Raw genomic sequence first — 23,928 nt, 5'->3', positions numbered from 1 at the left:
TTTTTAATGGGCGTGCGAGAGCACGTACTAAAAAAAATAAATTAAAGGAGTGGTTCTATGTTAAATCTGTTCAAGAGGGCAGAAAAACCGGATAGAGAGGAGGTGCAACCGGCGGAGAAGACTTTGTTTGGCAGATTGGCATACGGTATTCACAACAGGAAAGGTTTCACGTTAGTGGAGCTGCTTGTGGTAGTAGCGATTATAGCAATACTTGCAGCAGCGTTAGTGCCAAGGCTTTTAGGCTATACTGACAGGGCAAGACAGGCAAGAGCTATGAGCGACTTGGGCACAATGAAAACAGTAATAGAGACATACACAGCAGATCAAGGTAATGGAGTATATCCGGTACCAGATTCAACTGCAGCAAACTATGTAGGAACAATATTAAAGAATGGTGGAATTAACTGGACAGGGGACAACACAGGTATAAAGGATCCATGGGGCTATGCATACTACTACAATCTTATAAAGGACAGCAACGGCAATGTAACAGGATATGTCATTGCATCACCTGGTAAAGACGGGCAGTTAGGAACAGCAGATGACGTATACACAACTGACAGCGTACAGCCTACAGTAGGGCAACCCGCTGTTACAGTTGATCAAGCAACAGCAGCAGTATCAGCTCAGTAATTTTTGATAAAGGCAGGATGGAGCAATAAATCTGTCCTGCTTTTACTATTAGGGAGGGATAAAAGTGAAAAATAGCTTGAAAAGGGCAATAATATATATCTTAATAGCAGTATTTATCACTGCAGGACTGATACAAGCAATACCACGTGTAAATGGAGAAACAACAACAGGATTTATTTTAGCTAGTGCAGGAGAAGATGGGCAGTTTGGGACAAAAGATGACATAGTAGCGACTGATTCGCAAAATGTAGCAAATGGTAATCCAGCAGATATCTCTATGGATATAGCAGTCCCTTCTGCAGGGGAAGAAAAGATGCAAATTATGGTACAAAAAATAGCTGTAGGGAGAAATCATTCATTAGCGATAAAAAATGATGGAACCGTCTGGACTTGGGGATGGAACGGTTATGGTCAACTAGGTGATGGTACAACGACAAATAAAAACATTCCTATTCACATTGAAGGATTAACCGATGTAATAGCAATAGCAGGTGGACAAGGTCATTCATTGGCGCTAAAAAATGACGGGACTGTCTGGGCTTGGGGGTGGAACGGTTATGGCCAATTGGGAGATGGCACGGTAATAAATAGAACAACACCTGTTCAAGTTAAAGGGCTTACTAATATAATAGCAATATCAGCAGGATATTATCATTCATTAGCCTTAAGAAGTGATGGAACCGTTTGGGCCTGGGGATATAATAGTTATGGTCAATTAGGCGATGGGACAACAACAACTAGATATATTCCTGTGCAAGTTAAAGGACTTACTGGTATAGTAGCAATAGCTACGGGAGACGAATATTCATTAGCATTAAGAAGTGACGGAACCATCTGGGCTTGGGGACGAAATGATTTTGGTCAATTAGGTGATGGAACAACAACAAGCAGATATACTCCTGTTCAAGTTAAAGGACTCACTAATGTAGTAGCAATAGCAGCAGGAGACGCTCATTCATTGGCGCTAAAAAATGACAGAACCGTCTGGGCCTGGGGATTAAATGGCAATGGTCAATTAGGAGATGGGACAACAATAAATAGATATACTCCTATTCAAGTAAATGGATTAACTAACGTAGTGGCAATAACGGGGGGATACGGGCATTCAGCAGCCTTAAAAGGTGATGGTACAGTGTGGACGTGGGGACTTAATAATTATGGTCAATTAGGTGATGGAACAACAAAAAACAAATATATTCCTCTACAAGTTACAGAATTAGCAAACATAACAGCAATAGCATCAGGTGCTAATCATTTGTTGGCTTTAAAAAATGATGGAACCATCTGGGCTTGGGGATGGAATTATTACGGTCAATTAGGTGATGGAACAACAATAAATAAATATACTCCTATCCAAATTCAAAATTTAAATTCAAATTAAAGCAATTTTTTGTTGCAGGTAGAAAAACAAAATTTTATTTTTCTACCTGCAATTTTAATCTATTAATAAATAAACAAGTTTTTTAGGAAGTGATTCTATATGACATATAAAATAAAAGTATATTACATGGGGAAAATAAGAACTTTTACGGTAGAAGCCGAAAATGAAAAAGATGCAGTAGAAAAAACATATGAAAGAATCGGAGCGCAGCGCATTACTATATTAAGCATTACAGCAGATAATAAAAGCAGAAACAAGACTAAGTTTTCAGGAAAAGTAAAACCTAAAGAACTCGAACTTTTCTGCAGGCAAATGCACGCATTAATTTTCTCCGGTATAACCGTATTAGAAGCGATAGAAACTCTTTCAGACAGAGAAAATAAGAAAATGAGTGCAGTTTTAAAAGAGGCAGCAGATAATATAAGAGCAGGTTTTTCCTTATCATCTTCTTTAGGTGGCTATCCTGATGTTTTTGATCCAGTATTTATAAACACAATACGTGCTGCTGAAGAATCCGGATCACTGGAAAATGCACTTTTATGGCTTGCAGATAATTATAAAAGATCGGATGAATTTAAAAGAAAACTGAGACAGGCAGTAACTTATCCTTCTATAGTGGTAGTTTTTGCACTTATTGTAACTATTGGACTTTTTACTTTTGTCGTGCCTAAATTTGCAGAAATGCTTACTCAGGGCGGAATAAAAATTCCTCTAATAACACAAATAATGCTTTATATTTCTTCACATTTTATCTTCTTTGTGCTGGGGTTCATCGCTTTTTTATTTTTGCTTTTCCTACTTTTTAAGGTACTGAAAAGAAATGAAAAAATATTTGCACAAATAGAACTTAAATTTCTACGTGTTCCTATAATAGGGAAAATATTCAGACTAATGAACTTATCAAAAATTTTCTGGGTACTAGCACTCCTTATTCGTTCAGGTATTCAGATCGATTATGCATTGGATATATTAAAGAATCTGACTGGCTTTACATCCCTGCACCAGGAACTGGAAAATGCAAAAATTACTGTGCAAAAGGGCGGAACACTTTCTTCGGGATTGACCGATTCAAAGTGGATTCCGCCGCAGAAATTAAGATGATAGTTGTTGGGGAGCAGTCAGGTAACCTTGAAAAAATGGCCGAACAGGCAGCTTCTTTACTTGATACAGAAACAGATATACTTCTAGGAAAACTCCCTCCTCTAGTTGAAACTTTAACAACAATACTTGTAGGAGTAGGTGTTCTCATTGTGCTCCTTTCACTGTTTTTGCCCATGATAGCAACATATCAAACCATTAGCTGAAAAGGAGAGATTCTATGAAACGGGAAATACTTGATATCCTTATAAAAAAAGGAATAATTACAAAGAATGACATTGAAGGACTTAAAGACCCTGAAAAAGAACTGCTTTATTTGAATAAAATCACATATGATGATATAGCAAATGCGACTGCTGAATACTATAGACTTCAGCGTGTATATCTGCCGTCAGATATAAAGCCGGTTATAGAAATTCCTATTGACATAGTTAAAAAATATAACGTTTTCCCCTATAAAATTGAGAGAAACAAACTATATCTTGCAATGAGTGATCCGGCTGATATAAATGCGACAGACAGTGTAAAAATAGCAACGGGCCTCGATGTTATTCCTGTTGTTGCTGCTGCAAATGAGATAGAACGTGCTGTAAAACGCTGGATTGAACGTGAAGAAACAGATACAGATATCGAAATAAGCACAGAAGAAGATGAAGAAGACCTGGAAGCCCCTGATTCACCGGCTATAAAGATAGTAAGGGACATAATTGAAGGGGCACTGCTTGAAGAAGCAAGTGATATTCATATAGAGCCGCGCAAAGACAGAACAGAAGTAAGATACCGAATAGATGGTGTACTGCAAAGCATTTCTAAATATCCTAAAAATATGCACTCTTCAATAGTATCAAGGATTAAAGTAATGGCAAGGCTTAATATAACTGAGCGGAGAATACCACAGGACGGAAGAATTATGTTAAAACGTCCTAAAGAGGCAGATTTGAGAGTATCAACAATACCTACAATACACGGCGAAAAAGTTGTAATAAGAATACTGAACAAAGAAAGAAAAATAGCAACACTTGAAGAACTGGGATATTCAGGCATATCTCTTGAAAGAATTTTAAAATCAATAGAATCTCCTTATGGAATGATTTTGCTTACAGGTCCTACTGGTTCAGGTAAAACCACGACCCTGTATTCTATTTTATCACGGGTATATTCTGATGATATAAACATAATAACAGTTGAAGACCCTCCAGAATATGAGTTTCCTGGAGTAAATCAGATACAGATAAATGAAAAAACAGGACTTACTTTTGCAACTGCACTTCGCTCTATTTTAAGACAGGACCCTGACATAATCATGATTGGAGAAATTCGTGATGAAGAAACTGCAAAAATAGCTGTACAGGCAGCTATGACAGGACATTTGGTACTGTCTACACTTCATACGAATGATGCTGTTTCAGCTCCCACACGGCTCTTTGATATGGGTGTTGAACCATATCTCGTTGCTTCATCTCTCGTCTGCGTTGCTGCTCAAAGGCTGGCAAAAAAAGTTTGTCCGTACTGTGCAGAAGAGTATATACTTGATGACAATGATCCAATAAATGAAGTCCTAGACCTGCATGGTGTAAAAGTAAAAAGAGGAAAAGGCTGTGTACACTGTAACTATACAGGATACAAGGGAAGAACAGCAATAACAGAAGTCTTATATGTAGACAGTGAAATTCGTGAACTTATAAGAAAAAATGCTTCAGAAGAAGAAATAAGAAAACAGGCCATTAAAAATGGAATGATAACGCTCAAAGAATCGGCTAGAGAGAAAGTAATACAGGGGATTATTTCACCGGAAGAAGCAGTAAGAAATATTTTTAGTTTTTGAGAGGATGTGAGAAAGTGCTCAAAAAGAAAGTAATTTCTGCTGGTCTATACATTTCGGATAATACAGCATATATAGCTTATGCAAAAAATGACTTAATAGCAAAAGAAAAAACTGCAGTTGAAGAGGCTGAAAAGAAACTGAAAAGAGTTTATGATGTTGCAACATGTATATCTGATCCGTCTATAATATACAAAAATGTCATACTTCCGCAAAATCTAAAAAGAAAGAACTGCTTGAAGCAGTAAGACTGCAGTTTATTGAGCTAAACAATCTGCAGGATTACCAAATATTTTACGTTAAAACTGATTATACAGTCGAGGACGGAGTAAATGTAATATGTATAGCTGTCCCTGCAAAAGTGATAAACAATTTTGCAGAAAAACATAAAGATAAGTTTACAGCACTGGATTTATGTGTTTTTGCTTTATGGAGAGGGGCAACATATAATCGGGACAGTCCTGATAAACCTGTTGTTGTAACTGCACAGGATAAAAAAACTGTTTATATTGCTGCAGGGCGAAAAACGATAGAATTTGTCAGAGAGTTTCCTCTTGATTCCAGTGCCGATTTTGAAAAGTTGCGTTCTGTTGAATATTACAAAAGTGCTTTTGTTGCTGAAGATGTAGACATGATAGAACTTAATGAAGAAGAAATGGGATATACATTAGCCATTGGCTGTATGCTTATGCCCAGTGACACTACCAGTATTAATCTGCTTCCAGGTGAATATAGAAAAGTACGTCCTACTGAAATGAAAAAACCTCGACTGCACGAAATTGTTGCTGTTACTTCTGTTCTGCTAATTGGCATGACAATTGCACCCTATATATATGTTTACAGGCTTAATATGCTCGCCCAAAATTATCAAGCAAATTTGATTAGGCTTGAAATGTCTTCACGAAAAGTACAAGAAATACAGCAGGAAATAAAGAGGTATCAAGAACAAATAAATGCAGTTCAGAGTTTTAAAACACAATCATATGTTATGATGCTTAACAGTATAAGGTATGCTCTGCCTAAAGACTGTGAAATAAAAAGTTTAGAGTTTAAAGTCACAAGTACAGCAGCTCAAAATGTGAATCAACCAGATATTAAACAAAATTCAAAACTTCAAAGTAACAGCACTGGAATAAATAATCAGGAAGCAAATAATGCTTCTCAAACATCTTCTAATAGAGTACAAAGTAATAATAACCCTCAAAACAGCAGCCAAAATGACACTACAGAAGAAATTAATCCTTTGTCCAATCCCGATACTGTAGTAATAGAAGTGCGCTCAAAGAGCATACAGTCAATAGGTTTATTTGTAGACAATCTATCAAGACTTCCTTTTATAAAAGACGTTACAGTGGGCAGGATAGAATACAATATGTCTGTATATAATTTTACTATTACAGCTTCAATTTCTCCTTTGTAAGAGAGGGATAAAAATGCTTAAAAAGATAGTTCAAAATAGGAAACTTATACTGACGTATTTAGCAGTTCTGCTGGGGATAATAACAGCAGCTTATTTTTTTATTTTGGGCATTAACAAAGTAAAAACAGCAGAAATAAGCTATAATGCAGTAAAAACACAGGTACAGGCAGAGACGGTAAAAGCATCTGTTCTGGCATCTGTAAAACAAGAGCTTTCAAACCTCAAAAGAATGGGAAGAAGTAAAACAGCCGTATGTATTTGATCCTGAAGGGGGTATTTTTTATAACCAGCTTGGTATCCTGGCTAACAAATACAAAATAAAAGATATTTCTATAACCCCTCATTCTCTGCAGGAAGGATTCTACATGGGACACCTGAGAGCACATCCTTATGAACTCGTAATAAAAGGTCCTTTCCCCAGTGTTTTTAATCTGCTTTCAGGGATTGAGAGGCTAAATATTCCTGCAGAAATAAAACCGATTTTTATACAGCAGCAGGATGATGGGACAGTCTTAGTAAAAACGACTGTTTTTTTATATTCTTTAAATCCACCTGAGAAAAAAGAGTACGTGAATGGACAGAGTGGAAGATATGATCCTTTCTTTAACCCTGACATACAAAAAGTATTACAAGAGCAAAACTCAAAAAATGTGCAGAACAGCCAATCACAGCAGAACAACTTAAATAATATTTCTCAATCCAACAATAGTACATCTGGCAGTTTCCAGCAGAACAGCAGCAGCGAACAAATCTCATCACAACAAAACAGTCCAGTGTCAAACACACAACAGATTGATAATCACAGTAATCAAACAATTCCGCCTTATAACAGTACAGTAATCAAATAAGGGAGGTGTATTTTTGAAAAGCAAAGCATTGGCTTTGTTTCTTGTTACTATATTTTCAGTAGTAACCATACCAGCAGAAGCAGAAAATTATATCCCACCTGACACGGAAGAAACACAAGTCCAGCAACTGCAGCAATATGTACATTTGATAAAAACGGCTTTTCCATTTGAAAACAGTAAAATTGTCAGTCAGTTTGGTTTTTCACAAAATGGATTTCGACCTTATACAGTATTTGAAGTACATGGAGATGTTCTTGCTGCAGTTGATGGAAATTTGAGTGTAAATGATAAAAGCATAATACTGCAGTCAAATGACCTAAAAATTGTTTATGAAAATGTAGTTCCTTCTCTAACTAACAATTTTGTAAATGCAGGTAAAAAAATTGGACAGGCTGATGGAACAGTTAACTTATATCTGTATTGGAGAGATGTTCCGACAGACTTCCTTTTTTATTTTTTCCCTGACAAATCAAAAATGGTTATAAATGGGAAATTAGAAGAGAAAGAAAAAGAAAAGTTTATTGAAAATCAAAAAGAAAAACAAAGCAAAAACAATAACCAATCTAATACTACGAGTACTTCATCAAATCTATTATCATATCATGAACTGTTAAAAACAAGATATGACAGCATATTTGATGAAGCAGGTAAGGAAACAAATATAGATCCTTTGTTTTTAAAAGCAGTAGCATATGTGGAAAGCGGTCTAAATCCAGGTGCGACGTCTCCAAAAGGTGCAGCAGGTATAATGCAAATTATGCCTGAAACAGCCCAGAAATTGGGAGTAAAAAATATATATGATCCCAAGGAAAACATAAAAGCAGGAGCAAAATATTTGAGAATGATGTCAGATATGTTTAATAATAACATGGAACTTACACTTGCTGCATATAACGCAGGTCCACAAGCAGTAAAACAGTATAATGGCATTCCACCATATAAAGAAACACAAAAGTTTGTGCAAGCTGTAGTGGACACATATGAAAATTTAAAAAAAACAAGTACAAAATAACCCGGCACGGCCATAGAGGTCGTGCCGTTTTTTATTGGGCGTGCGAGAGCACGCACCAAAAAAATAAACTAAAGGAGTGGTGCTATGTTAAATCTGTTCAGAAGGACAGAAAAACTAAATAGGGAGGAGGTGACACTTGCGGAGAAGACCATGTTCGGAAGGATAGCATACGGGCTTAAGAACAGGAAAGGCTTCACATTGGTGGAACTGCTCGTGGTAGTAGCGATTATAGCAATACTTGCAGCAGCGCTAATTCCCAGGCTTCTCGGCTATACTGACAGGGCAAGACAGGCAAGAGCTATGAGCGACTTGGGCACAATGAAAACAGTAATAGAGACATACACAGCAGATCAAGGTAATGGAGTATATCCGGTACCAGACTCTGCTGCAGCAAACTACGTAGGGAAAATACTCCAGAACGGCGGAATTAAATGGACCGGAGATAACACAGGCATAAAAGATCCATGGGGCTATCCTTACTACTACAACCTTGTAAAGGACAGCAATGGCAACGTAACAGGATATGTCATTGCATCACCTGGTAAAGACGGGCAGTTAGGAACAGCAGATGACGTATACACAACTGACAGCGTACAGCCTACAGTAGGGCAGGCAACTATCGATCAAACAACAGCAGCAAAATCCGCTCAGTAATCCTAAAAGGGCAGGATGGAGTAATTGCTCTGTCCTGCCCTTTTTGTTAACAAAAGAGTGCATAGACAGTTGATGAAAGGAAGTCGTATCTATACTTGAGAACTAGCGAAGGGGGTGAAAGAGTGAAGGACTTCAAGAGCAAAAAAGGTTTCACTTTAGTAGAAATGCTTGTAGTAGTAGCAGTTATAGCAGTGCTTGTTGCAGCATTAATACCAAGATTTATGAGTTACACCGAAAGAGCCAGAGAAGCAAGAGCAATGGCAGACATAAATACAATGAGAAATATCATAATAGCATGGTCAGCAGATGAAGGTAATGGACAGCTGCCCATAAACAGTAATGATCCAACAATACCTAATTCTATTGCAGCTGTCCTTCAGAAACACGGAATAAAATGGACCGGAGATGCAAACGGTATAGTTGACCCATGGGGACATCCGTATTATTATCAACAGGTGCTACAAACCATAGCTTTTGATAAAAGCAATAACCATAACTCCCAGTACAGTGCATTTAATCCTTATCTAAATGAGCAAAAATTCAGGTTAATAACTATTTAATAAGCACGGCCGTGAGGTCGTGCCATTTTTATTGGGCGCACGAAAAGTGCGCACCAATAAAAATAAACAAAAGGGGTGGTGCTATGTTCAAGCTGTTCAACGCAGCAAAGAAAACAGAGAGGAAGGAGGTGACACCTACAGAGAAGACCATGTTTGGGAGAATAGCATACGGGCTTAAAAACAGAAAAGGTTTCACACTGGTAGAACTCCTGGTAGTAGTAGCGATTATAGCAATACTTGCAGCAGCGCTAATTCCCAGGCTTCTCGGCTATACTGACAGGGCAAGACAGGCAAGAGCCATGTCAGACTTGGGCACGATGAAAACAGTTATAGAAACATACACAGCAGATCAAGGCAATGGAGTATATCCATCAATTAACACAGCAGATGCGAACTATGTAGGGACAATATTAAAGAATGGCGGAATTAACTGGTTAGATGCGAATACAGCTGGAGGAATAAAAGATCCGTGGGGATATCCTTATTATTATGATACTTATACAGATACAAACGGTAATGTACATTACATTGTAGTATCACCCGGCAAAGACGGTACATTAGGGACAGCAGATGACGTATACACAACAGACAGCGCACAACCTGCGGTAGGAGCAGCAGATACAACTAACTTCAAAGATTTGGCAACAAGTCCTATATCAGCAGCAGTATCCAGCAAGTAATTTTGTATAAGGCAGGATGGAGCAATAACTCTGTCCTGCCTTTATTGTTTTTTGAGGAGGTGTTGCCCTTTGCACATAGATGAAATATTAAATTTGGCCGTAGAAATAGGAGCTTCTGATGTTCATATTACTGTCGGTACACCTGTTATGATGAGGCTTGATGGAACTTTGCTAAAAATCACGGAAATAACAGACAGAAAAGAAACAGTTAATTTTTTAAATGATTTTCCTGAATGGAAGGAAACAATTAACGGGGACATGTCTTCTTTCCTAATAAAACAACTTTTTAAAGAAGATAAAAAATATGATGAGTATCTTAAAAAAAGAAATTATGACTTTGCATACGAAACTGAAAGTGGTTTAAGATTTCGTGTAAACAGTTTTTTCAAAAAAATAATCAGGCAGTAATACTAAGAGCATTACCTAAAAAAATACCTGATATAAAAGAGCTCTTTTCGTTTTTTCCTGAAATGATGATGACGCTTTACAGATTTGCACAATTACCATATGGACTTGTTCTTGTTACGGGTCCCACAGGCTCGGGAAAATCAACAACATTAGCATCGCTTATTAATTATATTAATGAAAAGTATCATAAACACATTATTACTCTTGAAGATCCTATTGAATATTTACATTTTCACAAAAACAGTGAAGTAAATCAACGTGAAATAGGAGCAGATGTTTTGAGTTTCGCTGAAGGATTAAGAGCTGCATTAAGAGAAGATCCCGACGTTATATTGGTAGGCGAAATGAGAGACCCTGAAACCATATCAACTGCCTTGGAAGCAGCACGAACCGGACATTTGGTGTTATCTACACTTCATACAAACACAGCAGCAGAAACAATTGATCGTATAATCAACGTCTTCCCACCAGAACAGCAAAATAACATACGAACAGATTTGGCAGAAGTTTTGCAGGGCGTTATATCACAGCAGCTTTTAAAGAAAAAAGAAGGAAACGGGCGTGTACTTGCTGCAGAAATTTTGGTAGTGAATTCTTCTATTAGGGCTTTAATAAGAGAAGGGAAAATACACCAGATAAACAGTGCAATTCAAACAGGAAGAGATGACGGCATGATACTGATGGCAAAATCTTTGTCGGAACTTATTAAAAAGGGACTTATAACAATGGAGGCAGCAAAAGAGAAAATTGGGGACGAAAAAATGTTAGGGCGATACTTTGGATAGTAAAGGAGGTGAAAAAGTTTGAGAAAAACGGTAATAGCTTTGTTAATAGGGATGTTTATCATATTTTCTCTGATACAAGGCATACCAAAGTATTCAGCGGACACACAAAGCGGATTTATACTTGCAAGTGCAGGCAAAGACGGACAATGGGGAACAAGTGATGATGTATTTGCTACGGAAAAAGAAAATGCTGTTCAAGGAGCAGTAAATACAACGCAGTATAATTTAACAAGCTTGGTACCGTCAAATTTACAGATAGGGAAAATAGTTTTATTAGCAGATAAAACATCGGTACCGGCAGATGGGAAAACGACGATAACAATACAAGCAATAGGATATGATAAATACGGTAATTTATTGCCGGACGGGACGGTAATTAATTTTTCAACAACATTGGGGACATTAAGTTCAACATCGGCCAAAATAACTAACGGTGCAGCAACAGTCAGCATTTCGTCACCAAATGAAGGTACAGCTACAGTAACAGCTAATAATGGTAACATATTCTCATCAATTTCACTAGTGTTTCTACAACCGTTTAGCTTTAATATAACATCGAGTAATAAAAATGCTTTTGATGGAGATTTAACTACTTATGTAAGTATTCCTCCCTATTCACCACTTTTAATGATAACATGGAACGGAGATCTTTCCAATAAAAAACTGGCAATAACTTTGGCTGGATACTACTATCCTGGTGGTGATTTATGGCCAATATATGTATATATGTATGATGCAATAGGAAATCAGATTCAATTTGTAAATGCAGATACTAATACAACTGTAAATTATGTTAAAGTATATGGATTTAAAAATACAAGACTTGGATATGTGTATTCTCCAGAAACAATTCATGTAATAGTACCGCCTAATGCTGCTAAAATAGGCATAGGTGCTTATTACTATGGGGGAAGAGTATATGAGATTTCGGTTGTGAATTAGTTTTAATTTAAGGTTAGAGTTAACTGATATATTTCCCCCTTAAAATTAAAGTAAAAAATTTTCTCAGTAGTTTATTACAAAAACAAATAGAAAGGTTGTGATAGCATTTTTTACACACTCTTGTTTGTACTCGGCCTTGTAATCGGAAGTTTTTTGAACGTCGTCATTTATAGAATACCGGAAGGCAAATCAATAATGTGCCCTCCTAATTCATTTTGTCCAAAATGTGGTCATAAACTTTCTCCTTTGGATTTAATTCCTGTATTGAGTTGGATATTTTTAAGAGGTCGATGCAGATACTGTAAAGCGCCTATATCTATACAGTACCCGTTAGTAGAGCTGCTAACGGGTACTTTGTATGTTTTGGTTTTTTTAGTATATGGTATAAGTATAAAAACCATAACAGGTTTAATATTGGTTTCTATATTGATTGCTGTTTCATTTATAGACATTAAATACAAATAAATACCAACAGAAATAACAGCAACCGGTTTTATATTAGTGTTAATACTGTATATATTTTCGCTTATAACAGGGATAATACACGTTCAAGAACTTTTAAATTATTTATACGGTTTTTTGGTTGCAACTGTAGTAATGCTGATTTTCGTTCTGCCGGAATGGATGGGTGGAGGAGACTTTAAACTGTCGGCTTTTATAGGTTTTGTGCTCGGCTTTAAATTAACTATAGTTTTTTTATTCTTGTCATTTGCTATTGGTGGGCTGATTTCAATAATTCAAATAATGTTTACAAAAGGGTCCATAGAAAAATATGTACCTTTTGCTCCATATTTGGCTTTGGGGAGTATTACTGCTTTATTGTTAGGACATCAGATAATTAATATATATCTACAAATTTTGGAAAAGAGGTGAAAAAATGTTTGAATTTTCTACAGGACTTGGGACAGGACTTTTTTCTGGTATAATACTCGGCTTTGTACTTGCATTATTAAGTACTTATTCTCGTGAAGAAAAATAAGCAGGCTTCGGCCTGCTTAATCTATTTTATCGGGGGTGATTCTATGAGTCCGCCTGCTAGCTCTGTTCATTCTGCTAATCCTGCTGTACAGGAATTTGCAACAAAGATTGCACAATCACTGACAATCCTTGCCCAGGCTCTTGGCAGCATCATCATTCCGCTTGCAACTGTAATGATGATTATTTCAATTCTTATGTTCATTTTTGGGAGTATCTTTCACTCTTCTAATATCAGAAAAGCTGGAGCCGCAGGGATGATATCTGTTGCTGTGGGAATACTGCTTTACTATGCAATTCCCACAATTATGGGAATTCTGCAGGCAATGAGTACACCTTTTAGTAAGTAAAAAAAATATAAGGAGGGTTCGTGTTGTGATGAGTAAATTAGAAAAACTTAATCAAAAATTACTGGCACTTGAAGTTTATTTAATGCCCAAATTAAAAAAAATAAAAGAATTTTTCCTTTTCGTGTATACAGGGATGTTTTTATTACTTCCTGTAATGTCTTTTGCGGAACCTAATGTATCAGGGGAAGCAACAAAATTACAGCAAAACATTATACCAGTTGTAAAAGATGCTTCTTTATATCTAGGTGTTATATTAGTATTTGTAGGATTAATTATGTGGGCAATAAAACTAGTTGTTGCACACGGGAACCCGCATAAACGCTCCGAAATACTTGAATCAGGAGGCTGGTTAATTGCTGCGACAATAGTTCTAGGTTTGATTGGGATAATTTTTAATTTAGTAATTTCAATTGCAGGTTTAGGAAATTATTCTAAAGTTCAACCATAAAAGGAGGTGTAATGGGCGCATTTATGCGCCCGCTTTTTTATGAGAGTATATAAAATACCATTTGAATTCAGGCATGAAAATACAATACTTGGCCCTCTGTCAGTGCGGCAGTTTGGATACCTGCTTTCTAATTTTCTTGTAATCGGCTTTTTTGCTGTAATCCCTCTAAAAATGCTTTTTGTAAAAATTCTTTTTAGTGTCGTGTGGCTTGTATTAACTATGCTTTTTGCTTTTCTCAAAATAGGCAACATGTATTTTGATAAATTTGTATTAGTTTACATTAGATACCTCAAAAAACCTAAAGTCTACTATTATACAAGATAGGGGTGCTTCTTATGACTTCATTTTTGGCAGTTTTAAAAATAGCAACAATAATTGTTGCAGTAGTGGGAATATCAGTAACTTTATATGCCTTAAACTATGCAGAAATTATTAGGATTCCTTTATTAAACAAAAGCTCAAAAGATACAAAGAGAACGTCCAAAAAGAAAAGTACAGCTGTTTCCAATAAAAAAGCAGCAGAAATGAGACATATATTTCAAATACAGGACATCAGAAACGGGATAATTTACCTTAAAAACGACCTGTTTGCAACAGTTGTAAAGCTTGGTTCTATCGATGTAAGGTTGCTTTCGGAAGAAGAACAAAATGTAATAGAGGATATTTTAATAAAAACCGTTATTGCACTTCCAAATCCATTTAAATTTATAGTCCTTACTACCTCTGTTGATACTGGTAACATTATTGAAAGTATTTATGCAAACTCAATAGAAAATGATATGCCTATGACAATTAAATCACTTGCCAGCGAAACAATTAATTATCTGGAAAATATGATGTACAATAAGAGCATCTACACACGAAAACTATATTGTCCTTTTTAGCACAGAAAAAGACGTAGACAAAGCATATAGTGAATTAAACAGGCTTGCAGAGTTTGTAATATCACAGATGAATGGAGCAAAAATAAAAGCAGAAAAATTAACATCAGAACAGGAAATAGATTTTATCTTTAGATTTTTAAATAACAAGAATCACAAACCATCAAATTCAATCAAGTCCGGTGCATTTTCGTTATACGTAGATGTACCATACATATACTATGAAGAAAGCGAGGGGAAAGCAAATGCTGAAATTGAAGAGAAATGATAAAGAAAAAATGAGAGAAGAAAAAATTACACCTGAGGATAATAAATTCAATAAAAGCATACTTGGAATGTATGACATGATAATGCCGGACGGGATAGAAGAGAATAAAGACTACATCTATCTGGGTCCAGAAAATTATGTGCGGATACTAACTGTCTCATCATATCCGGCAACAATCTTTTTGGGCTGGCTTGATGATGTTTTTTCTATAAATGATATTGGAGTATCTATTCATGTGGAGCCAATAGATGCTGCAAGAACCGCAAATATTTTGAAAAAGAAACTGAATGATGTACAAACAGAGCTTTATACAAAATACAGGAAGGGAATTGTAACCGACCGATTAGAACTCGAAATGATGCAGGATGAACTTTTAGAACAGCTTGCTAATATTCAAAGGAATTTAGATAGGATGTTCTTTATAACAATTTTTATTAAAATACGTGCCAGAAATTTAGATGAACTTGACCAAAAAACACGCTATATTGAAAGTGTTTTCCAAAAGAAGTTTGCTCTGACGCGTACAGCAGTTTTACAGCAGCTCGATGCACTGGCTGATATGCTTCCTTCATCGACAGAACTTACAGTAAAAGAGTACAGCAGAAACATGACAGCAGGTGCAGCAGCAGCTCTTTTCCCGATTTCAAATCCTGATTTAACCCATTCTCAAGGAATCTATTTGGGAAGAAACTACTTTACAGGTTCACCGGTATTTATAGACAACTTTGATTATCCTAAGAACCTCAACAATCCTCATGTTGCAGTATTTGGTATTCCGGGAAGCGGCAAATCAGTTACAGTAAAACATATGCTGGCCATGTACTCGCTGCTGGGGAAAAGAATTGTTGTAATAGACCCTGAGCGAGAGTATCAGCCTCTTATAAAAAATATGCTTGGTGGCGAATATATAAGCATAAAAAGTGGCATGCCAGCAGGAATTAATTTGTTTGATATCGAGCCAGATACAGATAGCTCTGATAGAGAAATTTTAGATATAATGACAAAAGTTTCAGAAGTTAGAGCATTTGTAGGAGTAATTTCGAAAAACTTCAACGGCCGTCCGCTTACAGGGCCTGAAATTTCAGCAATAGATACAATAGTTTATAAGCTTTACAATGATAGAGGGATTACAAAAGACCCTGACAGCTTATATCACAAAAAAGAGATGTTTGTAGACGGCAAGTTTTACTTTGGGAAAGTAAAAAAAGAACTTCCCACACTGTCTGATTTTGTAGAAGAACTCTCTAAAAAGGAAAGCACAAAAGAACTTGCCGAAGTTCTCACCCCATTTACAAAAGGACACTCTTTAGGGATGTTTGACTGCCAGACTGAGGTAGATATAAGATCTCATGCGATTGGTTTTGATTTGTTTGAAATAAAAGACGAATTTACAAAGCTTCTTGCAAATTATGTAGTATCTACATGGATTGCACATAACTTTATGCAGAAATACAGAAATGTAGATAAAATAGTAGCAAATGACGAAACATGGATGTTTGTGAAATTTGCAGAGTCTGCTGATTTTCTTAACAACCTTGCAAGAAGAGGTAGAAAGCACCGCACAATGCTTATAGTTGCTTCACAGTATATTGAAGAATTTTTGAATAATGAAAACGGCAGGGCCATAATTAAATCATGTGCTACAAACATTATCATGAGACAACATTCCGGTTCTGTAGATGAAACAATGCAGTTTTTTAATTTGTCTGAAGGGACAAGGACACTGCTTGAGACATTCAGTCCTGGCGAATGTATTCTTTCGCTGAACGGAAATATTACAGCTGTAAAAGTTGACCCAATCCCATTTGAATGGCCGTATATAAGGACGGGCGTAATTAAAGAATAACAAAAGGGAAGTAAGGTGATAAGAGTGAAAAATAAATTTTATAGAATTACAGCGCTGCTTATTGCAGTAATAATGATTCTAAGCATCAGCATACCGGTTTTTGCTGAAACTACCACAAGTAATACTTCTACATCAGATCCTCCGACAATGACTGATCTTATAAGTAGAGAACCCGGTACTCTCCTGGAAAGGGCAATAGCATATTTAATAGGTGGTATAGCACAAGCTTTTTTGGTTATTCTTAAGCTACTTATAGGAACACCCGACTTAACTGAAGTCATTTTTACTAAAGAAGTAAATGCGACAGATCCATTTTCAGCTGCTCAATTTCAAACAATGAACTACTGGTACGAAGTGTTAATCTACATTGGCGTTGTGATTATGTTCATTTCTGTTATATTTTTGGCTTTTAATATGATTTTTGCAGGTTTTTCTCCTAAACACAAAGATGAAGTTAAAGAGAGAATAGAAAGGTTGTTTTTTGTAGGAATAATTATAGCGGTTACGCCTATTGCATTTAGGCTGCTGCTTTATACTAATAATGCCATGACTTATTATATATACCGTGTGCTCAGACTGCCTTCAGATATTAACAGTTTATTTGATCCGGCATTTATTTTTGCCAATATTAAAACAGGGAATCCAATATTAACAGCTGTTGGAATACTTGTTATGGCGTTTATTAATTTCAGGGTTGCAGTGGTTTTTGTTCTGCGAAAGTTTATGTTAATGATTTTCTACATTTTTACACCTATTGCTGCTACACTCTGGAGTATTAATAAAGACATAACTGCAGCAAAAATATGGTTAGGTGAGCTTTTAACAAACATTTTTACTCAGTTTTTCTATGCTCTAGTTTTTGCTTTTTATTTTTCAGTCACAGGCATAGCAAACACGGCAAGTGGAGTAGAACGGATCAGCGGTTCATTTGAATCAATCGTATGGTTATATTTATTAATTTATGTAGCAGAAGCATTAAGGCAGTCACTTCAGGGGTATTTCACAAGACTTGCAGGTGTAGATGAATTAGGGATAGCCGGTAGAATTGCCGGGGTGTTCGGAGCTTCATCCGCTGTAACATCCGCTGCCACATTAGGAGCACAGTTCGCCGGTGCGGCTGCTGGGAAAATTGCTGCAGGTAAGCTAATGAGTAATGTAAGTCAGGCTGCAGTAGGAGGAATGGGCGGAGTAATTGCTGGTAGTTCAGCTGGCAGTAATCTCGCAGGCAGTTTTAACCAGCCTCTTTCATTTGCCGGAGGGCCTTCAGGCAGCTCAATCGGCGGCAGCTCCACAGGAAGTTTCAGTCAACCTATCCCATTTACTGGAGGCTCTTCAGGCGGTTCAGGCGGCAGCTTTAGTGCATCTTCTTCTAATATTTCTGCAGAAGGATTTGCATCGGCTCCACAGTATAATTCAGGCAGTTCTTCTTCGCCGATGGCAGGTGCCGGAAATATACAAACCCTGCCTACAGGAGAAAAAGTTACATCTTCAGGCATTATTCTGCCACCAGGAGTTGATATCGCACAGGGTATGAATAAGCTAAACGTTGTACGCAGTAGTTCAAATACTCCTACCGGAGGTGTTCTTGCGGGAAAAGAAGCAAATAATGCTGATGTACCCCTGGAACCACATCAAGTGCTTGCTAAGACTGCCGATAAAACAGCTAATATGGCACACTATGCTTCAATGTTTGGTTCTGTTGTTGACCATTCACTTGGTACATCTAAAGGCCCTGCTTCATTTCTTACAAAATCTACAGCTGCAGCAGTTGGAATGATCAGGGGATACCAGAATGTAAGTCGTTATGCAAGGGCTCAAGGAATAACACAAACTGAAGCTCTTAAGCGTGTAACAGGAGTTAAAGAAGGAGACAAAATAGGTGGGCTGAAGGCAGTGAAACGATTTGTGCATGTAAATGTGTCTGCTGCATTCAGCGGTGGACCAAGAGCTATGCAAAATGTACAAAGGTTCCACAATACATCACTTGACGGATACAGATGGAAAGCGTAAAACAGAAGGAGCTCTTGATAGAGAGCTCCTTTTTTGTAAAAATTTTTGCAGAAGGTATTGACTTTTTAAACAAAAAGATTTAAAATATTACTAAGAACAGAGTTTTTGGAAAGGTTGTGATTTTTATGTGGCCTTTCGGAACGCCGTTTGAAGCTATAATAAGACTTTTAGGTAAAATCCTTTCTATTGAACCCAGATATGCGTTTTTCATGATTGCATTTGTTATTATATCATACTTTTTCTCAAGATTTATAGTATTTGCCATATATTCAATTCCAGCTGGCTTTGTAGTTGTTTCGACAGCACATTATTTCTGGTATCACATACTGAAAAAACCCATTCCTCATGAGTATGACAGATACTGGGCTGCTGCATCATTTGCCATGGCGGCTGTTATCTTTGCGGCAGCATATATATACGACATTAACAGACATAAACGTTATTTAGCTCTGCTCAGAAATGTTAATACCACTGTGCAGCCTCAGCAAAATATTATACAAAATCAAATCCAGAGTGGTTATGCAAACCAGTATGGATACGCTCAAATGAATGAACAGGTGTACTACCAGCATCAATTCCAGCTTCCGACTATGGTTCCTGATCAAAAACCAGAAACTCCAACTCGCAGGATAGGTTTTTCCTATCCCGAAAAAGAAGACAGCAGAAAGAATAGGAGATGATGGTGCCATGCTTGACACTGAAAAATTCTGGATAGGCGTAATTGTCTTTGCAATATTTTATTTGTTTATTGCGTATCCATCTCAGGTGCTTTTTTGGGGCATTGTAATAGCAGCAGGTATTGCTGTACTTGGTTTTGTTCTTTTTGTGATTGATGAAAAATGGCCAGTTATACGTGCTCTAATATTAGGCATTTTTACACCGTATATTGTTATAGAAACACTTGGACAGGTAGATAAAGAATATCTAAAGATAGTAGACAATTATATTACAATACCGGTTTACAAGTATATAATGAACCTTTCAATTCCGGCAAATAACTTGATAGCAAGGTACTGGATAGAGATACTGTTCTTTTTAATGATAGCACCAACAAGTTTTTGGTTCTATAAGTTTTTAAATGAAAGAGAAAAAGAAAAAATAATAAAAGGGGATTTTTAAAAACCAGGCAAAAATAAGCACATGCTTCTTTACAAAAAAGAGGCATGTGCTTATTTTTTTGATGGAAGGTGAGACTAAATGGGTCTTTTTAATTCTTTTAAAGAAGGAGCCAAAAATGAGCTAAAAAGAAGAGCTGTAAGGGCAGCATTGTCCGGTACTAAAATTTTTCTAAGGACCTTAATAGCAATAATAGGGCCTATTAGTGTTTTAATTGCAGTAGTTCTGTTGATATTTATGACGATTTATATTCAATTTGCTGGAGGCCGGGCAGCAACCGGGATGGAAAGTATAGATAAGCAGTACAAAGACCTTACAGAAAAATATACGGTGTATGCTAATACAATGCACGTCTATCTTGATGAAACACATCTATTATCATCTGAGGCATATGATCTTGTGTACAATACAGGTGATATCTATAAATTTACTAAAGATGAAATTTTAACAGAAGGTGATCTGGCAACCGGTGTTTTGTTTCTTTCGTACTCTACAGGTACGGCAGTAGATGATCCCGAAACTAAGAAAATTAAAGAAGAATACTTCGAAAGTACAGCAAAAGACCTTTCCCCCACTTTATGGTATAAAAGGCAACTTCTTAAAACTTATTACGACACAATAGAGCGTGATGAAGAAGGCAAACCCTACATAGTCACTAAGGAAGTCGATTCGTATGTTTATCTCCTTGTGCGGTCAAACAACTTAACGGGTGACAAGGTTTTTAATTACGAAATAGTATGGAAAGAATATACTACTGTTGATGAAGAAACAGGGTTAACACTTAAGACAAAATATCAAGTCGCAGAATTTAAAGGTTCAACACTTTTATCACCACTTTATAAAAGGCTGGACGATTTTATTGCTACTAGGCTGCAGGTAAAATCAGATGATGTTCCTTTTACACGCAGAATGTTTCTGGAGGCTTCAAGGGGTTATAACATGACAGAAGAGAGGCTTGCATGGCTTACAGAGGATTCTGCATACGGAAGCGGCTTTTTTATTTCTACAGCGGATATACCTCCATACCTGTGGGACATGATCCATGAGCTGTCAGAAAAATATGGAATTCCATGGTGGTTTACTGCAGCAGTAATAATGAAAGAATCAAGTTTTAGAATCGATGCTGAAAATCCGAAAACCGGAGCATGGGGATTAATGCAGGTAATGCCTGAAAACTGGGAAGCCTATACAAAACTCCTGGGATATGACCCTGAAAAAGACAGATTAAACCCAAGAGCGCAGATCGAAGTTGGCCTGTATATTTTACGTGAATATTTGGGCAGCATAAATTGGGACTCCCCTGACTGGAAAGAACAGACATTAAAAGGGCTCGCACGTTATGGAGGCTATGCAGGAAGTGATGCGCTGGAGAGATGCAGGAGAGAATACGCATCAGTAATATGGGAATATGCTGATTCGTTTAGAGACAATACTCCAGTATGGCCGGCTCCTGGTAATTACACAATAACGTCAAAATTTGGATTGAGAATTCATCCTATACTTGGAGTAGAAAAATTTCATGAAGGAATAGATATTGCTGGAAACACAGGAGACCCTGTAGTTGCAGCGGTCAATGGTAAAATTGCGTACGCTGGATGGATATCGGGCTATGGGAACACCATTGTTTTGAGGACACCAACTCATGACTTTTTATATGGACACCTTTCACAAATTTATGTATCTGCAGGACAGATAGTAACAAAAGGTCAGAAAATCGGGGCAATAGGCAGCACGGGTTTATCAGAGGGCCCACACCTCCACTTTGGAGTCAGTATAGGCGACTGGATAAACAAAAACTGGATAGATCCGCTAACAGTAATTCAAAAACCATAGAAGGGGATGGTTCAATTGGTTTTAATCCACACCGGTTTTGAGGAATTTGACAGAGTAATTGCAGAAAGAATAGAAGATTCACGCATCATCTTTTACCCTGATTTTCTTCTGCAGGAAGAAGGAGAAACGGCAGTAATATCATCAAAGATAAGCACAAAAGTTCCTTTTAAAGATTTTTTGTTTGCATTAAGACAGCAGGACAAAAGAGTTATTCTAATTCTGGGCGATAAAACTTCTCCATATATAGGCTATGCACTGGCACTGGGAATATATGATATTATCTTTGACCCTGTAACTCTTGAGAAAATTATTGAAAAAATTAAAAATCCATCAAAGTTTTCTGATGTTCAGCACCTGTATTTAGGCCTTCAGGGCAAAGTGAGATTCAGCGGAACTGTAGAAGATGAGCAGTCCGGTTCGCCCATTGAAACAACAGAAGTTTCTGGACACAGCGAAATTGATAAAAAAATCGCAGAAGGAATTTTAAGGCTTTTAAATAAACCGTGTAAAAACTGCTCCTTAACCGAAATGCTTCTTGATATTGAAGAGGAAATAATAAGAATATTAGCATAAGAAATCCTTTGACTTTTTAAATGTTTTTGTTTACAATATTAATAGAACAAAACAGAAAGGAGAATTTTGCAATGACAGTCAAAGCAGTCCCCTCTAAAGAAAGGTGGGGATATGATTGAAAGGCTGGAAAAAGGCCCAAAGAACGGATAAAAAGTGTCCGGTATGTGGCAATCTCTTAATGATTGAAAAAAAGAATGTAAAAGTAAGAGGGATAATAGTAGATAATGTAAAAGTAGAAGTCTGCCGCAAGTGCGGATATACAAAAATAACTGATGAGGGGCTTGAGGAGGTGAAAAAAGAGTATAATGAAAAACATAGGGTTGAAAAATGGTTTTGGAAAGATACTTCAGAAAATTTTCTTTTGGGCTACATGTCAAGAGATGCTTTTGGGTTTATGACAGTCAATAATTCAGATACAATTTCTCCTGATGAAATTGAAATATACGATGAAGATGAAGAAGTAAAAAAAGAGCTTTCAAAGTATCAGGTAGTTCCACGCATAAAAGAGGTGATTGAGGAAAAGGGCATACTAATAAGCAGTATTGCAAAAAGACTTGGAGTAACACCTCAAAGGGTATATGCTATTATAAAGGGAGAAAATATTCCAACACTTGAAAATGCTTTTAAGTTGGTAAAAATCCTGGGCGTAGAAAAAATAGAAGACTTGTATGAATTCAAAAAAATAGAGTAACCCTCCCCTTACAGTTTAAGAAGGAACAGGAAGCAACCCTGTTCCTTCTTATTTTTGTTAGAAATACAGATGTTTTAATTTCGAAAACAAAAAATAACTTTGTAAAAATGTGAAGGAGGTTTAAATATGAAGAGCAAAATAGTAAAGCTTGCTGTGCTTCCTGCATTAGTGATACTTTTAGTGGCATATCTGTTTATAGGAACTCAAACCAGTACTACTTCAATTGTAATAGCAAAGGAGAATATTCAGGCAGGAGTAAAGATAACACCTGAAATGCTGACTACAATGAAGCTGCCTGTTACAATGGTTCCGCCAAACACGTTTAAAGACCCAAAAGAAGTTATAGGTAAGCAGCTGGCACTGCCTCGCGCAGCAGGAGACATTATTTTTAAAAGCATGATTCAGGATAAAGGAATTGAGCTTAAAGATGATGAAGTTTTAATTCCTGTTACTCTTCCTCCGGCATTAAAGGATTTTGTTTCAGAAAATACTGTTTTAATGATTCAGACAATTTCGATATCAGACAAACTGCCGGCACAGATAATAGATGGGCTTTCAGTTCAATCTGTAGTGACTGTAACATCTTCAGGAGCCCAGGAAAGAGTAGCAATTATCAAGGCCTCAAGAGATAAAGCAGCTGCATTAGCACCATTTCTAAAGGATAAAAATTATGTTATCATGATCCAAAAATAAA

At 36.7% G+C, this 23,928-nt stretch carries 29 protein-coding genes and 1 pseudogene; all 30 read left to right on the top strand.

Annotation, left to right across the window (positions count from 1 at the left end):
* Positions 1 to 57 precede the first annotated feature (57 nt).
* The 30 genes and pseudogenes from OEI98_RS08140 (at position 58) to OEI98_RS08000 (ending at position 23,927) form a co-directional block, all read left to right on the top strand.
* Positions 58 to 633, top strand: a complete 576-nt coding sequence (locus OEI98_RS08140) for a prepilin-type N-terminal cleavage/methylation domain-containing protein (RefSeq protein ID WP_266037020.1) — start codon at positions 58 to 60, stop codon at positions 631 to 633.
* 64 nt (positions 634 to 697) lie between these two features.
* Positions 698 to 2,014: an RCC1 domain-containing protein gene (locus OEI98_RS08135; protein WP_266037018.1), complete on the top strand. Its 1,317-nt coding sequence runs from the start codon at positions 698 to 700 to the stop codon at positions 2,012 to 2,014.
* Between the two features lie 99 nt (positions 2,015 to 2,113).
* Complete coding sequence (locus tag OEI98_RS08130; protein ID WP_266037016.1) at positions 2,114 to 3,115, top strand: type II secretion system F family protein; 1,002 nt, start codon at positions 2,114 to 2,116, stop codon at positions 3,113 to 3,115.
* Between the two features lie 35 nt (positions 3,116 to 3,150).
* Positions 3,151 to 3,318 carry a hypothetical protein gene (locus OEI98_RS08125; RefSeq protein WP_266037014.1) on the top strand — a complete coding sequence of 56 codons (168 nt, stop codon included), beginning with the start codon at positions 3,151 to 3,153 and terminating at the stop codon, positions 3,316 to 3,318.
* A 14-nt stretch (positions 3,319 to 3,332) separates the two neighbouring features.
* Positions 3,333 to 4,937 carry a GspE/PulE family protein gene (locus OEI98_RS08120; RefSeq protein WP_266037012.1) on the top strand — a complete coding sequence of 535 codons (1,605 nt, stop codon included), beginning with the start codon at positions 3,333 to 3,335 and terminating at the stop codon, positions 4,935 to 4,937.
* A gap of 14 nt (positions 4,938 to 4,951) precedes the next feature.
* Entirely contained in the window at positions 4,952 to 5,182 is a 231-nt protein-coding gene (locus tag OEI98_RS08115) for a hypothetical protein (RefSeq protein ID WP_266037010.1), read from the top strand.
* A gap of 113 nt (positions 5,183 to 5,295) precedes the next feature.
* Positions 5,296 to 6,354: a hypothetical protein gene (locus tag OEI98_RS08110; protein WP_266037008.1), complete on the top strand. Its 1,059-nt coding sequence runs from the start codon at positions 5,296 to 5,298 to the stop codon at positions 6,352 to 6,354.
* Between the two features lie 13 nt (positions 6,355 to 6,367).
* Positions 6,368 to 6,616 carry a hypothetical protein gene (locus OEI98_RS08105; RefSeq protein ID WP_266037006.1) on the top strand — a complete coding sequence of 83 codons (249 nt, stop codon included), beginning with the start codon at positions 6,368 to 6,370 and terminating at the stop codon, positions 6,614 to 6,616.
* A 103-nt stretch (positions 6,617 to 6,719) separates the two neighbouring features.
* On the top strand, positions 6,720 to 7,202 hold the full coding sequence (locus OEI98_RS08100; protein ID WP_266037004.1) for a hypothetical protein: 483 nt from the start codon (positions 6,720 to 6,722) through the stop codon (positions 7,200 to 7,202).
* Positions 7,203 to 7,215: 13 nt separating this feature from the next.
* A complete protein-coding gene (locus tag OEI98_RS08095) occupies positions 7,216 to 8,214 on the top strand; it encodes a lytic transglycosylase domain-containing protein (protein WP_266037002.1) in 999 nt (332 codons plus the stop codon).
* A gap of 84 nt (positions 8,215 to 8,298) precedes the next feature.
* On the top strand, positions 8,299 to 8,868 hold the full coding sequence (locus tag OEI98_RS08090) for a prepilin-type N-terminal cleavage/methylation domain-containing protein (RefSeq protein WP_416237335.1): 570 nt from the start codon (positions 8,299 to 8,301) through the stop codon (positions 8,866 to 8,868).
* Between the two features lie 122 nt (positions 8,869 to 8,990).
* Entirely contained in the window at positions 8,991 to 9,428 is a 438-nt protein-coding gene (locus OEI98_RS08085) for a prepilin-type N-terminal cleavage/methylation domain-containing protein (RefSeq protein ID WP_266036997.1), read from the top strand.
* Between the two features lie 83 nt (positions 9,429 to 9,511).
* A complete protein-coding gene (locus tag OEI98_RS08080; protein WP_266036995.1) occupies positions 9,512 to 10,108 on the top strand; it encodes a prepilin-type N-terminal cleavage/methylation domain-containing protein in 597 nt (198 codons plus the stop codon).
* 69 nt (positions 10,109 to 10,177) lie between these two features.
* Positions 10,178 to 11,301 (top strand): annotated as a pseudogene (locus OEI98_RS08075) (type IV pilus twitching motility protein PilT).
* Positions 11,302 to 11,319: 18 nt separating this feature from the next.
* Complete coding sequence (locus OEI98_RS08070; protein ID WP_266036993.1) at positions 11,320 to 12,243, top strand: Ig-like domain-containing protein; 924 nt, start codon at positions 11,320 to 11,322, stop codon at positions 12,241 to 12,243.
* 120 nt (positions 12,244 to 12,363) lie between these two features.
* Positions 12,364 to 12,708, top strand: a complete 345-nt coding sequence (locus OEI98_RS15300) for a prepilin peptidase (RefSeq protein ID WP_416237334.1) — start codon at positions 12,364 to 12,366, stop codon at positions 12,706 to 12,708.
* On the top strand, positions 12,709 to 13,116 hold the full coding sequence (locus tag OEI98_RS08065) for an A24 family peptidase (protein ID WP_323053809.1): 408 nt from the start codon (positions 12,709 to 12,711) through the stop codon (positions 13,114 to 13,116).
* A 149-nt stretch (positions 13,117 to 13,265) separates the two neighbouring features.
* A complete protein-coding gene (locus tag OEI98_RS08060; protein WP_266036991.1) occupies positions 13,266 to 13,568 on the top strand; it encodes a hypothetical protein in 303 nt (100 codons plus the stop codon).
* A gap of 25 nt (positions 13,569 to 13,593) precedes the next feature.
* Entirely contained in the window at positions 13,594 to 14,016 is a 423-nt protein-coding gene (locus OEI98_RS08055; protein WP_266036988.1) for a hypothetical protein, read from the top strand.
* A gap of 39 nt (positions 14,017 to 14,055) precedes the next feature.
* Entirely contained in the window at positions 14,056 to 14,340 is a 285-nt protein-coding gene (locus OEI98_RS08050) for a PrgI family mobile element protein (RefSeq protein WP_266036986.1), read from the top strand.
* Between the two features lie 11 nt (positions 14,341 to 14,351).
* The gene (locus tag OEI98_RS08045; protein WP_266036984.1) at positions 14,352 to 14,900 is read left to right on the top strand and encodes a hypothetical protein; all 549 of its coding nucleotides are present in this window, start codon (positions 14,352 to 14,354) and stop codon (positions 14,898 to 14,900) included.
* 67 nt (positions 14,901 to 14,967) lie between these two features.
* On the top strand, positions 14,968 to 15,165 hold the full coding sequence (locus tag OEI98_RS08040) for a hypothetical protein (protein ID WP_266036981.1): 198 nt from the start codon (positions 14,968 to 14,970) through the stop codon (positions 15,163 to 15,165).
* Complete coding sequence (locus OEI98_RS08035) at positions 15,143 to 17,011, top strand: VirB4 family type IV secretion system protein (protein ID WP_266036979.1); 1,869 nt, start codon at positions 15,143 to 15,145, stop codon at positions 17,009 to 17,011. Before OEI98_RS08040 ends, OEI98_RS08035 begins: the two co-directional genes overlap by 23 nt.
* Before the next feature lie 24 nt (positions 17,012 to 17,035).
* Positions 17,036 to 19,021, top strand: coding sequence for a hypothetical protein (locus OEI98_RS08030; RefSeq protein ID WP_266036977.1), 1,986 nt, complete (start codon positions 17,036 to 17,038; stop codon positions 19,019 to 19,021).
* A gap of 125 nt (positions 19,022 to 19,146) precedes the next feature.
* Complete coding sequence (locus tag OEI98_RS08025) at positions 19,147 to 19,701, top strand: hypothetical protein (protein ID WP_266036975.1); 555 nt, start codon at positions 19,147 to 19,149, stop codon at positions 19,699 to 19,701.
* Between the two features lie 7 nt (positions 19,702 to 19,708).
* Complete coding sequence (locus OEI98_RS08020; RefSeq protein ID WP_266036973.1) at positions 19,709 to 20,140, top strand: hypothetical protein; 432 nt, start codon at positions 19,709 to 19,711, stop codon at positions 20,138 to 20,140.
* Between the two features lie 78 nt (positions 20,141 to 20,218).
* On the top strand, positions 20,219 to 21,970 hold the full coding sequence (locus OEI98_RS08015) for a peptidoglycan DD-metalloendopeptidase family protein (RefSeq protein ID WP_266036970.1): 1,752 nt from the start codon (positions 20,219 to 20,221) through the stop codon (positions 21,968 to 21,970).
* A 6-nt stretch (positions 21,971 to 21,976) separates the two neighbouring features.
* Positions 21,977 to 22,543, top strand: a complete 567-nt coding sequence (locus tag OEI98_RS08010; protein ID WP_266036968.1) for a hypothetical protein — start codon at positions 21,977 to 21,979, stop codon at positions 22,541 to 22,543.
* Positions 22,544 to 22,658: 115 nt separating this feature from the next.
* Entirely contained in the window at positions 22,659 to 23,234 is a 576-nt protein-coding gene (locus OEI98_RS08005; RefSeq protein WP_266036966.1) for a helix-turn-helix domain-containing protein, read from the top strand.
* A 126-nt stretch (positions 23,235 to 23,360) separates the two neighbouring features.
* Complete coding sequence (locus OEI98_RS08000; RefSeq protein ID WP_266036964.1) at positions 23,361 to 23,927, top strand: SAF domain-containing protein; 567 nt, start codon at positions 23,361 to 23,363, stop codon at positions 23,925 to 23,927.
* Position 23,928 lies beyond the last annotated feature (1 nt).

Source organism: Thermoanaerobacter sp. RKWS2, from assembly GCF_026240795.1.
Lineage (GTDB): Bacteria > Bacillota > Thermoanaerobacteria > Thermoanaerobacterales > Thermoanaerobacteraceae > Thermoanaerobacter > Thermoanaerobacter ethanolicus.
This window is presented reverse-complemented; position numbering and strand designations above follow the sequence as displayed.

Coding starts and splice junctions, on each gene's coding strand:
- OEI98_RS08140 (WP_266037020.1), top strand. CDS start 58: ATGTTAAATCTGTTCAAGAGGGCAGAAAAACCGGATAGAGAGGAGGTG.
- OEI98_RS08020 (WP_266036973.1), top strand. CDS start 19,709: ATGCTTGACACTGAAAAATTCTGGATAGGCGTAATTGTCTTTGCAATA.
- OEI98_RS08040 (WP_266036981.1), top strand. CDS start 14,968: ATGAATGGAGCAAAAATAAAAGCAGAAAAATTAACATCAGAACAGGAA.
- OEI98_RS08010 (WP_266036968.1), top strand. CDS start 21,977: ATGGTTCAATTGGTTTTAATCCACACCGGTTTTGAGGAATTTGACAGA.
- OEI98_RS08090 (WP_416237335.1), top strand. CDS start 8,299: ATGTTAAATCTGTTCAGAAGGACAGAAAAACTAAATAGGGAGGAGGTG.
- OEI98_RS08015 (WP_266036970.1), top strand. CDS start 20,219: ATGGGTCTTTTTAATTCTTTTAAAGAAGGAGCCAAAAATGAGCTAAAA.
- OEI98_RS08045 (WP_266036984.1), top strand. CDS start 14,352: ATGACTTCATTTTTGGCAGTTTTAAAAATAGCAACAATAATTGTTGCA.
- OEI98_RS08035 (WP_266036979.1), top strand. CDS start 15,143: ATGCTGAAATTGAAGAGAAATGATAAAGAAAAAATGAGAGAAGAAAAA.
- OEI98_RS08060 (WP_266036991.1), top strand. CDS start 13,266: ATGAGTCCGCCTGCTAGCTCTGTTCATTCTGCTAATCCTGCTGTACAG.
- OEI98_RS08025 (WP_266036975.1), top strand. CDS start 19,147: ATGTGGCCTTTCGGAACGCCGTTTGAAGCTATAATAAGACTTTTAGGT.
- OEI98_RS08125 (WP_266037014.1), top strand. CDS start 3,151: ATGGCCGAACAGGCAGCTTCTTTACTTGATACAGAAACAGATATACTT.
- OEI98_RS08105 (WP_266037006.1), top strand. CDS start 6,368: ATGCTTAAAAAGATAGTTCAAAATAGGAAACTTATACTGACGTATTTA.
- OEI98_RS08080 (WP_266036995.1), top strand. CDS start 9,512: ATGTTCAAGCTGTTCAACGCAGCAAAGAAAACAGAGAGGAAGGAGGTG.
- OEI98_RS08100 (WP_266037004.1), top strand. CDS start 6,720: ATGGGACACCTGAGAGCACATCCTTATGAACTCGTAATAAAAGGTCCT.
- OEI98_RS08120 (WP_266037012.1), top strand. CDS start 3,333: ATGAAACGGGAAATACTTGATATCCTTATAAAAAAAGGAATAATTACA.
- OEI98_RS08130 (WP_266037016.1), top strand. CDS start 2,114: ATGACATATAAAATAAAAGTATATTACATGGGGAAAATAAGAACTTTT.
- OEI98_RS08050 (WP_266036986.1), top strand. CDS start 14,056: ATGAGAGTATATAAAATACCATTTGAATTCAGGCATGAAAATACAATA.
- OEI98_RS08000 (WP_266036964.1), top strand. CDS start 23,361: ATGAAGAGCAAAATAGTAAAGCTTGCTGTGCTTCCTGCATTAGTGATA.